Genomic DNA, 13,586 nt, shown 5'->3' on the forward strand with positions numbered 1-13,586 from the left:
GAACCGCAGCGTGGAAGGTGGAACGCCATGCTCACCGTCCGAACAGACCGGCGGGACGCACCGCGAGGGTGATCAGCAGGAGGCCGAAGGCGACGGCCGGGGCCCAGGACGGACCGTAGAACGTCGCGGTCAGGCTCTCGACGACGCCGAGCAGCATGGCGCCGATCAGCGTGCCGGGCAGGCTGCCGAGCCCGCCGAGCACGCAGATGGCGAACACGCGCCCGATATACTCGCGGCCGATCGACGGCTCGATCGGCTGGATGACGATCAGGAAGGCGCCGGCGAGTGCGCAGGTGGCGATCGACACGGCGAAGGCGATCCGGCGGATCCGCGTCGGATCGGCGCCCATCAGTTGCAGCGCCAGCGGATCCTGCGCCACCGCCGTCACGGCGCAGCCGACGAAGGTCTTGGTGAGGAGGAGCTGAAGCACCGCCAGCATGAGCAGCGACACCAGGCACGGCACCAGCATGCGCAGCGGGATCTGGACGAGGCCGAGGTCGAGCGAGCGGTCGACATAGGCGGCGTTGACGTAGCGGTAGTCGACGCCGAATCCCAGGATCAACGCCACCTCGGTGACGAACAGGAGGCCGAAGAAGAAGGCGAGGCCGCGCAGCGACTCCTGGCCGCGCGTCTCGAAGGACAGGAAGTAGATCTGATAGATCGCGGCGCCGAGCGCATAGAACAGCGGCAGCGCCAGCACCCCGACGACGATCGGATCGAGGCCGAAAGCCGCGTTTGCCATGTAGGCGACATAGGAGCCGAGAATGACGAAGGCCGGATGGGCGATGTTGACGATGTCGAGGATGCCGAACGAGATCGAGATGCCGACCGTCACGGCGGCATAGAAGCCGCCGAGCAGCAGGCCGGCGATCAGCGCATTGAGCACCAAATCGAGCTCGAGCATTGCGGGGTCCGACGGCTCCGGCGCGGCGACGACAAACGGCGGCACGGCGCAGGCGCGCCGCGACCGAGACGATGGTGCGATGTCGAGACGAAACGAACTGCGCGGCGCCGAAACGGCACCGGGCCTTCCTCTCCCCGACGGTTCCTCTCCGGCTCCGGCGTTCGTGCGCCGGACCTCGTTCTGTCGTCGTCAGTGTGCAGGACGGCGGGCCGCTTGGCTAGAGACTTTTCATGCAGAGTGGGCAGAGGTGGGCAGCCGGTCGTGTGTAGCTGTTCTGCGTGTCGATGCCGCCGCCTGTCGCCGCGCGCTCGCCGGAATCGGCAGCGGTGGATTGCTGCTCTGCAGCGTCTCGACGGTGAGGAACACCATCTCGCCGTCGCCGATGTTCTCGAGATCGTGCACCTTGAACTCGCCCGGCCCGTAGGTCTCGTGCCGCGTCTCGCCCGGCTGGTAGGTGTATTCCACCGTGGTGCCGTCCATCAGATGCTGGCGGCCGCGGCTCGCCGTCACGGCGGTCCAGAAGTAGTCGAGGACGTGACGGTGGAAGCCGATGCGCTCGCCGGGCGCGAGGCGGATCATCCACACCCGCACCTTGTCGGTCTCCGAGACGAGCGTGTGGCCGACGCAGCCGTTCGGAGCTCTCGCCTCGCGCTCGAACTCCTGGCGGATCTCCGCCGGCCAGGCCGAGGTGTCGACGGCGGCGGCGGCCTTGTCCAGCATGGTCATTGCATTCATCGGGGGCCCTCCGGATGATGAACACGATATAACAACGATGCCGGGAGGAGAAAGTGGGCGGTCCAGCGAACGGACGGGCGCGGCGCGCGATCGTGATCGGCGGCTCGATGAGCGGCCTGCTCGTCGGCCTTCTGCTGCGCCGGCGCGGCTGGGACGTCGACGTCCACGAGCGGGTCGCGACGGCGCTGTCGGGCCGCGGCGCCGGTATCGTGGCGCAGGACGATCTCGTCGCGCGCCTGCGGGCGCTCGGGCTCGACACGACCGCGCTCGGAGTCGAGATCACGACCCGTCAGATCCTGGAGCGCGACGGCAGCGTTTCCGACCAAATGGAGTGCCGGCAGACGCTGACCGCCTGGGAGCGGCTGTGGCGGCTTTTGCGCGACGCGTTCCCGGCCGCGCATTACCACAGCGGGCGTGGACTCGCCGGTATCGAGCAGTCCGCGACCGGTGTCCTGGCCCGGTTCGCCGACGGGAGCAGCGCGGCGGCCGACCTGCTGATCGGCGCCGACGGCATTCGGTCCACGGTGCGACATGCCTGCGACGCGTCGGTCGCCCCGCAATATGCCGGTTACGTCGCCTGGCGCAGTCTGCTCGCCGAGAGCGACGTCACGCCGGCCGCGCATGAGGCGCTGTTCGACAAGATGACGTTCTGCCTGCCGCCCGGGGAGCAGTTTCTGGGATATCCCGTGGCCGGGCCGGACGACGATCCGAGAGTGGGGCACCGGCGCTACAACATCGTCTGGTACCGCCCCGCCGACGCCACGGGCCGGCTGCGCGATCTGCTCACCGACGAGACCGGCACGACGCACGCGATATCGATTCCGCCGCCGCTGATCCGCCGCGCCGCCATCGCCGGCCTGATGGCCGATGCGCGGCGCCTGCTCGCGCCGCAGCTCGCCGATCTCGCCGTTCTGATGGAGGAGCCGATCCTGCAGCCGATCTACGATCTCGAGGCCGGGCGGCTCGCCTTCGGCCGTGTCGCGATCGTCGGCGATGCGGCCTGCGTGGCGCGGCCGCATGTCGCGGCCGGGGTCGCCAAGGCGGCCGACGACGCGGCCGCGCTGGTCGATGCGGTCGCCGAGGCCGACGACGTGCCGGCGGCGATCCGCGCCTTCGAGGCGGAGCGGCTGCCGGTCAACCGCCGCATCGTCGAGCGAGCGCGGCATCTGGGCGCCTATCTGCAGGCGAACCGGTCGGCCGAGGAGCGGGTCCGCTCGCGCCGCCACGGCATCCCGCGCGCCGTGATGGCCGAGACCGCCGTGCTGGACTTCCTGCACGAAGCGTGAGGGAGGCGTTCTTCACCTCTCCCCAGCGGGGAGAGGTCGGATCTCGCGCGACTGCGCGAGATCCGGGTGAGGGGGGCCGAGGTCACGATGATCTAACTGGCGTCGGCCCCCCCCCCTCACCCCAGTCCTCTCCGCGCCGGGGAGAGGGAGCCGCGCCGCATTCGCCGGATCGTCAGAGGATGCCCGCACCACCGTCCCTGTGAGGCCGCCCATGCGTCGCGAGATCTGTCCCCGAGCCAGCTCTTAGGGAGAGGGTGAAACCGGCGTCCGTGAGGTGGGCGCGCCACGCCCGATCCGATCAGATCAGATCCCCAGCAGCCGCTTCGCCGTGCCGCCGCAGATCTTGGCGACCGTCGTGTCGTCGAGGCCGGCTGAGACGACGTGCTCGATCGGCTCGTACTCGGCCATGTCGTAGGGATAGTCGGTGCCGAGGATCACGTGGTCCGGCCCGAACACCTCGACGAGCGCGCGGAGCTGATGCGGCGTGAACACGACCGAGTCCACGTAGATCTTCTTCAGGTAGCTGGTCGGCGGGTTCGGCAGCGTGCCGTGCGTGTCGGCGCGTGCGCCCCAGGCGTGGTCGATGCGGCCCGAATAGGCGGCGAGATAACCGCCGCCGTGCACGGCGACGATCTTCAGGTTCGGGTGCCGCTCCAGCACCCCGTCGAAGATCAGGTAGTGCAGCGCCATCGTCGTCTCGAGGGGGTTGCCGATGACGTTGTTGAAGTAGAAGCGGGTGAGCCGGTCGCCCTCGGTGAAGCCGTTGGGATGCAGCAGCACCACGGCGCCGAGCTCCTCGGCCTTCCTCCAGAACGGCGCGAAGGCCGGATCCGACAGCTCCTTGCCGGCGACGTTGGTGAGGATCTGCACGCCCTTGTGCCCGAGCCTGCCCATGCAATGCTCGAGCTCCTTGGCGGCCTCCTCGCCGTTCGCGAGCGGCACGGTGCCGAACACCAGATAGTGGTCCGGATTCTTGGCGGCGTATTCGGAGAGCCCCTCGTTGACCATGCGGGACGCCGGTACGGCGATGTCGAGCGGCACCGTGTAGTAGCACTGCGGCGGCGGGCACATGATCACCTGCCGGTCGAGCCCCATGGCGTCGAGATCGGCGAGCCGCTCCGTCACGCCGGTCATCTGCGCGGTGCGCGCGGCGTCCTGCTTCTGGTTCAGCGCCTTGGTCTCGGGCGTCGAGAAATGCGCGAGCGGGATGGTCGACCAGTCGAGATGCGGCCTGGCGAGCTCCATCGCGCGCGGCACCGCGACGTGCGAGTGGATGTCAATCGTGATGCTTTGCGGGCGAACCTCGCGGCCGGGCCGCCCCTGCGGGCGTGCGGCGGTCGGACCATAACGATTCCAGTCGTTCGCCATGCGGCGACTCCTTCCTGCGTGCTGGCTGCGTCTCGAAGCGGGATGTCGAAAGCAGACAGGGCGGGGCGGAAGCTGCCCGATGCGGGAAATGAGCCGTCGAGAACCGGGCTCGCCGAACCGCCTGCCGGGGCCGTCTCGCGCCGCGCCCCCGCCGTTGCGGCAGGTCGCACGACACGAAGGCCCGCGCTCTGTATAGAAGGCTTTTCCGCGGGTCACAATCCGCGTCGCGGCGGAGGCTGCGCGGCTACTCCACGCCCAACAGATCCACCTCGAACACCAGCGTCGCGTTCGGCGGGATCTTGGGCGGCGCGCCCGCGGGGCCGTAGCCGAGATCGGGCGGGATGACGAGCTTGCGCTTGCCGCCGACCTTCATGCCGGCGACGCCCTGGTCCCAGCCCTTGATCACCTGGCCCGAGCCGAGCGCGAAGGTGAAAGGCGCGCGTCCGACCGAGGTGTCGAAGGTCGTGCCGTTGGTCAGCTTGCCGGTGTAGTTCACCCGCACGCGTCGGCCGGCCCGCGCCTCGGCGCCGGTGCCGACCTTCAGATCCTGGATCTCGAGCCCGGCCGCGGGCGCGCCGGCCGGTGCGGCGGTGGTCTCGGGCGACGGGCTGTCGAAGCCGCTGGCGCACGCGGCGAGCAGAAGACCGGCCCCGAGGACGAAACCGATGCGGATACGCGACATGACGAAACCTCCCCCGCCGCGACGGTGCGGCGTGCGGGCGCACGCTACACCGGACGGGCGGGACGGGGAAAGGAGTGCCGGAGCATGGCCGACGGCCCCTCTCCCCGCACCGCGGCGAGAGGGCTCCGAGCTACCGCGGCTTCACGCCGGCGTCGCGGGGGCGGACGCCCTCCACCGGGCTGGTCACGCCCGACACGGCGGGCTCGGCCGTCGTGTCGTCCCCTGACGCCGACGGGATGAACGGCACCAGCAGCCACGCCTCACGGCCGCCGCCGATGTGCAGCGTCGTGGTGCCGCCGAACACGTCGGCCGGGCGGTCGTCCGGGTCGTCGTGCAGGAACGGGCCGCAGCCGGTGAGCTCGTTCTTGAAGTTGGAGAGCCTGCCGCCGCTACCGCCCGGATACACGTAGTCCTTGCCGCGCACCGTGAGGGCGAGCCGGTGGCCGGCCGGCACCACGATCGAGGTCGGCCAAATCTCGATGTCGAGGGCCACGGCCTCGCCGGGCACGAGTGGCCGCTCCTCGTCGTGGGTGTGATAGGGGCGCCAGGGTGTGGACAGCTTTTCGTCGAGCTTGCGGTGCGAGGCGCGCAGCCAGCCCTGCGCCACCGGGGCGTGCGGATCGATGGCGCCCTGGAACGTCACCTCCTTCATGTCGGGCGAGAACACACGCACCACCAGGAACAGGTCGGCGTCCGGGGTGGAGGAGGAGACGACCAGCCGCGCCGCCATCGGCCCGGTGATCTCGGCCTCCTGCGGGAACGGCGCGGACAGGAACGTGACGCCGTCGCCGAGCGCCTCGAAGCGCACCTTCGTTTCCCGGCCGGCCGGCTCGCGGCCGAGCGTCAGGGCGGAGGGGTCGAGATGCAGCTTCGTCCACTTCGTGCGGGCGAGCGGCCATTCGGATTCGCCGCGCGGCACGAACTTGTCGACGTGGCGTACCTGCAGATAGACGCGCGGCTGCTCGCGCCAGCCGTTGTCCTTGCCGTGCAGGAAGTGATCGAAGAACCTCAGTTGCAACTCGCGGCCGTAGTCGGTGTAGAAATGCGTCCAGTGCTCGATGCCGTGCACCTCGAGCCACTTGTTCTCCGAGGCGGCGCGCATGAAGCCCTCGAAATTGCCGCGCGGATGCAGCGGCTGCCCGCCCCAATTGGCCGCCGAGAGCAGCGGCACCGTCACCTTGTCCCATGCGGCCGAGCGAGCCTTGTGCCAGTCGTCGTCGAGCGGATGGGCGGCGATGTCGGCGCCGAAGTCACGGCGGTTGCGGGCGAGTTCGGCGTCGCTCAGCTGCGCGACGCCGCATACCGGCTCGCCGGTGACGCGGCTCTTCGCGCCGCGCGCCCCGAGGCCGTACTGCACGGTCTTCACCTGCATGTCGTACCAGTTCTTGGCGAAGGTGCAGAGGATGCCGCCGTGATAACAAAGGTCGCGGTAGAAGTCGGCGAAGCCCTCCCAGATGCAGATGGCGGCGAGATGCGGCGGCTGCAGCCCGGCGACGTGCCACTGGTTGGTCGCGTAGTAGGAGATGCCGGAGAGGCCGATCTTGCCGTTCGACCACGGCTGCGCGGCGGCCCATTCGATGCAGTCGTGGAAATCCTTCGCCTCGCGCGGCGACCACGGATCGACGACGCCCTCCGAACAGCCGCAGCCGCGCGAATCGACTCGGACACAGACATAGTCGTGCGGCACCCACTTCTCGGGATCGACCACCTCCCAGCTCTGATAGAGATTCGACGAGCCGGCCGTGACGTCCGGGTGCATCTCCGCCATCCGGTTCCAGGCGCTCGGATAGCCCTCCTGGAAGGCGAGGCCCTTCGCATACGGGCCGTAGCTCATGATGACAGGGTAGCGGCCGGGCTTCACCGGCGCGAAGACATCGGCGCGCAGCACCACGCCGTCGTCCATGGTGATCGGCACGTTCCAGTCGATCCGCATCCCGTCGCGTGTGTCCGAGCGCGGAACGATCGCCGCGCCGGCCGAGGTCGTCGCGTTCCTCGCCGAGGTGTCGATCGTCAGGTTCATGGCGTCTCTCCCTGGTTGCTGGTCGCGGACACTTTCTTCACGAGGTCCGTCGACGTGGCTCCGAGCCCGGTGTTCGGCGCGCGCCCCGTCACGCCCTCCGCCGCGGGCCGGCGCCTTTGCGCCGTCCTTTCCCCGTGCCCTTGCGGCGCGTCACGCCGGCCATGCGCTCCAGCACCGTGCAGACGGCGCCGGTGTCCTGCAGGCCGAGCCCCATCGAGCGGGCGGCCGCGTAGACGGGGCCGGTCGCGCTGAAGGTCGGGGTCGGCACGCCGAGATCCTCGGCGAATGCGCCGATCACGTCCATGTCCTTGCGCCACACGTCGATCTTCATGGTCGGCGGCTCGTAACGATCGGCCACCATCATGGGCGCGCGCATCTCGAACATGCGCGACGTGCCGGCGCCGGCGCTGATCACCTCGAGCACCTGCTTCGGATCGAGCCCGGCCTTCATCCCGAGCACCATGGCCTCGGCGCTGGCGACGTTGTGGACCGCGACCAGCAGATTGGCGACGTACTTCATGCGGCTGCCGTTGCCGAAAACGCCGAGGTCGTAGACCACCCGCGAGAAGCCTTCCAGAACGGGCCGCATCGCCTTGACGGCCTTGCTCTCGCCGGAGGCGAGCACCACCAGATCCTTGACCGCCGCCTGCGCGCCGGTGCCGCTCATCGGCGTGTCGAGCAGCGTGTGCCCGGCCTTCTTCAGCGCGGTCTCGGCCGCGATCTTGTCCGCCAGCGTGAACGTCGACGCCTCGGCGACGATCTTCGGCTCGAGCTTCGCCGCGACGATCTGATCGACCACGGCGTGCAGCGCCTTGGCGCTCGGCAGGCTGGTGATCACGAAGCGCGCCGCGGCCGCCGCGGCGGCGATGTCGGGCGCGATCGTCACGCCGGCGCGGACCATCGCACGCCGGCGCGCCGGATCGATGTCGTAGCCGGTCACGCGAAAGCCCGCCTGGACGAGGTTCCTGGCGAACGCTCCCCCCATGATGCCGAGCCCGATGATGCCGACCGCGCCTTTGGATCGCGCCGCCATGGTTCTCTCCCCCGTGCCGGCCGGACGACCGCGTCGACGCCGGATCTCGTTCTGTCTTGCCGTGACGCTAGCCGGTCGGGAGCGCGCGTTTCAAGAGAGCTGTCCATGCGTGCGACGATCGCCTATCCTGCCTGCCGCACAGGACGGCGGCAGGTGTCGATACTCTGTATAAAAAAGCCGTGGGCGGCCGTGCGTGCGGCCCCGGGGCCGGCACCGCCGCGACGCCAGCTCAGGGAGCCCCCGGTGACGAGACTCTATTCCTTCTGGCGATCGCTCGCGACCCATCGGGTGCGCATCGCACTGGCCCTCAAGGGCGTCGTGCCGGACGAAATCGTGGTGGTCGACCTGACGACGGGCGACCAGCACGGCGACGCCTACGATGCCGTGAATCCCATGCATGCGCTGCCGGCCTTCGTCGACGGCGGCGGACCGCCGCTCGTCCAGTCGCTCGCCGTCATCGAGTATCTGGACGAGACGCGACCCGACCCGCCGCTCCTGCCGCCCGATCCGCGCGGCCGCGCCCGGGTGCGCAGCCTCGCCCTGATGGTCGCGGCGGATTCGCATCCCTTGATGGTTCCGCGGGTGCGGGAGTATCTGGAGCACGAGCTGGGTGTGCCGGAGCCGGCCCGCACCGCATGGTGCCGGCATTGGATCGCCACCGCACTCGCCGCGCTGGAGCGGCGACTCTCGACCGAGCCCGAGACCGGGCGTTTCTGTCACGGCGACACGGTGTCGCTCGCCGACATCTGCCTGGTCAGCCAGGTCGCCGGCGCCGGCTTTTTCGGGGTCGACACGGCGCCTTATCCGACGGTGCGGCGGATCGCCGAAGCGTGCAGTGCAATCGAAGCCTTCGCATCCGCACATCCGTTGAAGCAGCCGGGCGCGCCGGCGGCGGTCTAGGTCGTTTCATCCGCCTCTTCATACGAAGCGATCGATCGGCCGGATCGACGATCGCCGGCGTTGCGTTTCCGACGGGGAGCGTATGCCGGAACGTGGCTTCTGCCGCCGGACTCGCCTGTCTAGACTCGCGGCCCGTCGCTTTGAACGCCGCGGCCGATCCACCTCTCGGCCGCGTTGTCCCGATCGTCCCTCGGGGTCGCGTCGCGATCCTCGTCCTGCCGCCACGGATGCCCGCATGCGCCCCAGGATTTTCGTCACCCAGCCGATCGCGCAGGACGCCGTCGACATGATGCGTGCGGTCGCCGACGTCGAGGTCCATCCCGACGCGACGGCGCCGATCGCCAAGGCGACGATGATCGAGGGCGTCAAGCGCGCCGACGTGCTGGTCTGCCTGATGCACGACACGGTCGACGCCGACGTGATCGCGGCGAATCCGACCCTCAAGGGAATCGCCTGGATGGGCATCCATCCGCAGCTCATCGACGTCAAGGCGATGGAGCGCCGCGGCATTCCGCTCACCAACATCCCGCCGATGGTGAGCGAGGCGACCGCCGACATGGCGATGGCGCTGATCCTCGCCTGCGCGCGCCGCGTGCTGGAGGGCGACCGGCTGGTGCGCGCCGGGATCTATCCGGGCGGGCAGTCGAACTATCTGGCCGGCCTCGGCGTCACCGGCAAGACGATCGGCCTGATCGGAGGCGGTGGCCGCATCGGCCGTCTGGTGGCGAAGCGCTGCCGCGGCTTCGACATGCGCGTCCTGTATTCCACACCCCGCCGCAAGCCCGAGGCGGAGGAGCGTGAGTGGGGGCTCATCTATGCCTCGATCGACGATCTCCTGAAGGAGTCCGACATCGTCTCGGTGCACTCGCCGCTACGCGACGACACCTACCACTCGATCGGCGCGCGCGAGTTCGCGCTGATGAAGCCGACCGCCTATTTCGTCAACACGTCGCGCGGCCCGATCGTCGACGAGCCGGCCCTGATCGCGGCGCTGCGGAGCGGCGCCATCGCGGGTGCCGGGCTCGACGTGTTCGAGCACGAACCGCTCGTTCCGGCCGAGCTGCTCGCGATGAGCAATGTGGTGCTCACGCCGCATCTCGGCAGCGCGGTCGCCGATCTGCGCGCCGCGATGGCCCGCATCGTCGCGGAGAACGCCGTCGCGCTGGCGACCGGCAAGACGCCGCCGAATCTGTTCGACTTCGCCGGGCCGACCACCTGATCGGGTTCGCCCGCCGCCATGCCCCGGTCGCCGACCGGGAGCCCGTTCGAGCCCGCCACGCCGGAGCGCCACCGGAGCGACCCATGAGCAAGTTCAAGATCGTCGTCACCGACAGCCCGTTTCCCTCGCTCGATCCCGCCAAGGAGGCGCTGGCCCGCATCGACCCGCTCGTCGTCCAGGCGAAGAGCCCGTCGGCCGAGGACATTCTCGCCGAGGCGCGCGACGCCGACGGCATCCTGGTCACCTACGCCAAGCTGCCGGGCGAGCTCCTGCGCGAGTGTCCGAAGCTCAAGGTGATCGGCCGCTTCGGCCTCGGCGTCGACAACATCGACATCCCGGCCGCCAAGGAGCTCGGCATCGTCGTCACCTATGTGCCGGACTACTGCCTGCACGAGGTCTCCGACCACGCCATGGCCCTGCTGCTCGCGATCGCGCGGAAGATCCCGCTGGCCGATCGGTCGGTCCACGGCGGCGAGTGGAAGATGCCGGTCGTGGTGCCGCTGCGCCGCTTCAACACGATGACGCTCGGCCTGATCGGCTTCGGTGGCATCCCGCGCAACCTCGCCCCCAAAGCGCAGGCCTTCGGCTTCAAGGTGATCGCGTCGGACCCGTATCTGCCGCAGGACGTGTTCGAGAAAGCGGGAGTCGAGAGCGTGTCGCTCGACGAGCTCTACGCGCGCTCGGATCTGATCTCGGTTCATGCGCCGCTCTTGCCCTCGACCCGCGGTCTCGTGAACGACGAAGCCTTCGCCAAGATGAAGCAAGGCGTGATGATCGTGAACACGGCGCGCGGACCGCTGATCGACGAGGCGGCGCTGGTGCGCGCCCTCGACTCCGGCAAGGTCGCGGCCGCCGGTCTCGACGTCGTCACGGTCGAGCCGCTGCCGAAGGACTCTCCGCTGATCGGCCGACCGAACGTGGTGCTGACGCCGCACACCGGCTTCTACTCGGTCGAGGCGCTGCTCGAGCTGGAGACGAAATGCGCGAGCGACGTCGCTCGCGTGCTGTCCGGCGAGAAGCCGGTGTATCCGGTGAAGATGTAGTCGCGGCGCGACCGGATGACGTCGTCATGGCCGGGCTCGTCCCGGTCATCAACGACCTGCTCACGTCCGAAAGGACGTCGATGCCCGCGACGCGCGCGGGCATGACGAGCGGTGTCGGCGGGACGGCGTCACTTGATCGCCTGCGGGTTGATCGGCGAGCCGGTGCCGCCCGTGATGATCAGCGGCGGGCCGCAGAAGAAGAACTCGTAGATGCCGTCGTCGGCGCAGTCGGCGGCCAGATCCTTCAGGTAGAAGATCTCGCCCATGCACAGGCCCATGGCCGGGATCACCACCCAGTGCCACGGCTGGTTCGCCTCGTCGGTCTCGTTCGGCCGCACCTCGACGCCCCAGGTGTCGGAGCAGATCGCCGCGATCTGGTGCTCCTGGCACCAGTAACAGTTCTCGAACTTGACGCCCGGCGCGTCGCCGCCGGCATAGCCGCCCCACTGGCCTTCCTTCAGGCAGCGCTCCATCTGGCCGGTGCGGATGACGACGAAGTCGCCCTTGCGCACCTCCACGTTCTGGGCGCGGGCGCATTTGTTCAGCTCGTCGTTGGAGATGCCTTCGCCGTCGGCGAGCCAGTCGACGCCGCGAAAGCGCGCGATGTCGAGCAGCACGCCGCGGCCGACCATCTTGTTGCGCGAATGCTCGATGCCGAGCACGCCGAGGCCGCGCGAATCGATCAGCTTGGCGTCGTGGCCGTTGTAGGCCTTGTCCTCGTAGAACACGTGGCCGAGCGCGTCCCAGTGGGTGGCGCCCTGGACGCACAGGTTCAGCGTGTCGTCGGCGTAGCGGATCTTGTTCCAGTCCTGCTGGCCCGCCACCGCGTCGGTGCCGGTCGCCAGCATCTGGTGGATCGGGTTGAAGCGGCCGCCGAACAGGCCGGTCTGCGGGCCGTTGCGATCGAGCGGGATGCCGAGCGCGAAGATCTTGCCGCTGCGGATCAACGACGCGGCGGCGACGACGTCCTGCGGCGTCACGTGGTTGAGGGTGCCGATCTGGTCGTCCTTGCCCCAGCGCCCCCAGTTGGAGAGCTTCTGCGCCGCTTCGGCGATCGCCTGCTTGTTGACCGTGATGTTCATCGTGCTCCGTCCGTCCTTGGTGTCCTCCCGACGGCGGTCTCACTTCGCGATAAGGTGATTTGGCGCCGTCTCGCCCGCGCGGGCACTCCCGGGAGGGGCGGCGAGTGTGGCGCGTCCCGAGGCCGTCTGTCTACCGAGCCCTGCGGCCGGGTTGCGCCGTGGCCCGGTCAGCCATGCATCGGGGAGGGGCCGGTCATACAAAGTGTGCGGAGCAGACCGACTGCTCAATCCCCCTCGCGGTTCGTGAATCGCGCATTGCCGAGGCCGGTGCCGACGGTGAACACGCCCCAGCGGTCGACGTCCTGCATGAACGGCGTCTGGCTCAGGCCCTGCACCACGGCGTCGTTGTGCATCAGGATCGCGGTCTCGTGGTCGCCGATCTTCGGAATCGCCTTGTGCAGCGCAGCGGCGAGATTGAAGCGCGGGCTCTCCCACTTGCCGGGGAGGTTCCGGGCGCCGCGGTCGATCGACCCGTCCGCCTCGATCATGCCCGGGCAGCCGATGCCGACGAAGGGCGCGAGTCGCAGGCCGTCCTTGTCGGCCCGGTCGATCAGCCGCTTCAGCATGTCGATCAGGCGGTCGACCGCCTCGGTGCGGCCGGGCTTCTCGTCGCCGTGGCGCCACAGCTCGAAACGGTCGACGGCGGCCTTCGAGAGGTCGTTCGCCTTCTTCAGGTTCGGCTTGACGACGCCGGCCCGGATGTTGGTGCCGCCGATGTCGACGGCGAGCAGCGCGTCGTGCCCCTCGAAGATCCAGGTGGGCGCCAGATGCGCGACGCCGACCAGCCCGGCCTCGTCCGGGTCGTGACGGATCATGTCGAAGTCGATCTTGATCTTCTCCGCCTTCAGGAGCACGGCCGCGCGCCCGATGGCGAGCTCGCCGACCCGGCTGTTGCGGAAGCCGCCGCCCACCACGATGCGCTCGGTGTCGCGCCACGCCTTCACCGCGAGGAAGCGCCGCGTCACCGCCGCGAGCTCCTGGGCGAACTCCTCGATGGCCGAGTGGACGATGCCGGCCGCCTCGGGGTCGCCGGCGGCGAGCTGGTCGTCGAGCGCCTTCTTGCTCAGCTTGTCGCTCGGCGCGTCGCCGAACGGATCCTCGCCGAGGTCGCGCAGCGGCTTGCGCCAGCGCTCGACGATCGCCCGGAAGGCGCGCCGGCTGGCGCGGTCGCCGAGGAAGCCGTCGTCGTCGGCCAGCTCCTCGTTGTAGCTGTCGAGGACGACCCTGGGCAGCTGCGCGGCGCCGTGCGGGGCGATGGACGGCCGTGTCGTCGTGGTGTCGGGCATGGGCTCCCCGGTGCGCGCCCTGCCGGCG

The 13,586-nt window shown here is 69.5% G+C and carries 12 protein-coding genes; 4 read left to right on the forward strand and 8 right to left on the reverse strand.

The window, feature by feature from the left end; all coding sequences use genetic code 11:
- Positions 1 to 31: 31 nt before the first annotated feature.
- Together ACFSOX_RS11305 and ACFSOX_RS11310 are read right to left on the reverse strand one after the other, a co-directional pair.
- Positions 32 to 904, reverse strand: a complete 873-nt coding sequence (locus tag ACFSOX_RS11305) for a branched-chain amino acid ABC transporter permease (protein ID WP_378477916.1) — start codon at positions 902 to 904, stop codon at positions 32 to 34.
- A 228-nt stretch (positions 905 to 1,132) separates the two neighbouring features.
- The gene (locus tag ACFSOX_RS11310) at positions 1,133 to 1,630 is read right to left on the reverse strand and encodes a cupin domain-containing protein (RefSeq protein WP_378477917.1); all 498 of its coding nucleotides are present in this window, start codon (positions 1,628 to 1,630) and stop codon (positions 1,133 to 1,135) included.
- 62 nt (positions 1,631 to 1,692) lie between these two features.
- Between ACFSOX_RS11310 and ACFSOX_RS11315 the strand changes: the two genes are divergently transcribed.
- The gene (locus ACFSOX_RS11315; protein ID WP_378477918.1) at positions 1,693 to 2,925 is read left to right on the forward strand and encodes an FAD binding domain-containing protein; all 1,233 of its coding nucleotides are present in this window, start codon (positions 1,693 to 1,695) and stop codon (positions 2,923 to 2,925) included.
- A 303-nt stretch (positions 2,926 to 3,228) separates the two neighbouring features.
- Here ACFSOX_RS11315 and ACFSOX_RS11320 read toward each other — a convergent pair whose 3' ends face one another.
- From ACFSOX_RS11320 to ACFSOX_RS11335, 4 genes are all read right to left on the reverse strand, one after another.
- Positions 3,229 to 4,293, reverse strand: a complete 1,065-nt coding sequence (locus ACFSOX_RS11320; protein WP_378477919.1) for an amidohydrolase family protein — start codon at positions 4,291 to 4,293, stop codon at positions 3,229 to 3,231.
- Positions 4,294 to 4,537: 244 nt separating this feature from the next.
- On the reverse strand, positions 4,538 to 4,975 hold the full coding sequence (locus ACFSOX_RS11325; protein WP_378477920.1) for an FKBP-type peptidyl-prolyl cis-trans isomerase: 438 nt from the start codon (positions 4,973 to 4,975) through the stop codon (positions 4,538 to 4,540).
- Positions 4,976 to 5,105: 130 nt separating this feature from the next.
- A complete protein-coding gene (locus tag ACFSOX_RS11330) occupies positions 5,106 to 6,995 on the reverse strand; it encodes a CocE/NonD family hydrolase (RefSeq protein WP_378477921.1) in 1,890 nt (629 codons plus the stop codon).
- 88 nt (positions 6,996 to 7,083) lie between these two features.
- A complete protein-coding gene (locus ACFSOX_RS11335) occupies positions 7,084 to 8,028 on the reverse strand; it encodes an NAD(P)-dependent oxidoreductase (RefSeq protein ID WP_378477922.1) in 945 nt (314 codons plus the stop codon).
- 243 nt (positions 8,029 to 8,271) lie between these two features.
- Between ACFSOX_RS11335 and maiA the strand changes: the two genes are divergently transcribed.
- From maiA to ACFSOX_RS11350, 3 genes are all read left to right on the forward strand, one after another.
- Complete coding sequence (maiA, locus tag ACFSOX_RS11340) at positions 8,272 to 8,928, forward strand: maleylacetoacetate isomerase (protein WP_378477923.1); 657 nt, start codon at positions 8,272 to 8,274, stop codon at positions 8,926 to 8,928.
- Between the two features lie 235 nt (positions 8,929 to 9,163).
- A complete protein-coding gene (locus ACFSOX_RS11345) occupies positions 9,164 to 10,147 on the forward strand; it encodes a 2-hydroxyacid dehydrogenase (protein ID WP_378477924.1) in 984 nt (327 codons plus the stop codon).
- A gap of 83 nt (positions 10,148 to 10,230) precedes the next feature.
- Entirely contained in the window at positions 10,231 to 11,190 is a 960-nt protein-coding gene (locus ACFSOX_RS11350; protein WP_378477925.1) for a C-terminal binding protein, read from the forward strand.
- A 128-nt stretch (positions 11,191 to 11,318) separates the two neighbouring features.
- Here ACFSOX_RS11350 and ACFSOX_RS11355 read toward each other — a convergent pair whose 3' ends face one another.
- Both ACFSOX_RS11355 and ACFSOX_RS11360 read right to left on the reverse strand, forming a co-directional pair.
- Complete coding sequence (locus ACFSOX_RS11355; RefSeq protein WP_378477926.1) at positions 11,319 to 12,272, reverse strand: cyclase family protein; 954 nt, start codon at positions 12,270 to 12,272, stop codon at positions 11,319 to 11,321.
- A 224-nt stretch (positions 12,273 to 12,496) separates the two neighbouring features.
- The gene (locus ACFSOX_RS11360) at positions 12,497 to 13,558 is read right to left on the reverse strand and encodes an ROK family protein (RefSeq protein ID WP_378477927.1); all 1,062 of its coding nucleotides are present in this window, start codon (positions 13,556 to 13,558) and stop codon (positions 12,497 to 12,499) included.
- Between the last annotated feature and the right edge of the window lie 28 nt (positions 13,559 to 13,586).

The organism is Rhodoplanes azumiensis (assembly GCF_042682915.1).
Taxonomy (GTDB): Bacteria; Pseudomonadota; Alphaproteobacteria; order Rhizobiales; family Xanthobacteraceae; genus Rhodoplanes; species Rhodoplanes azumiensis.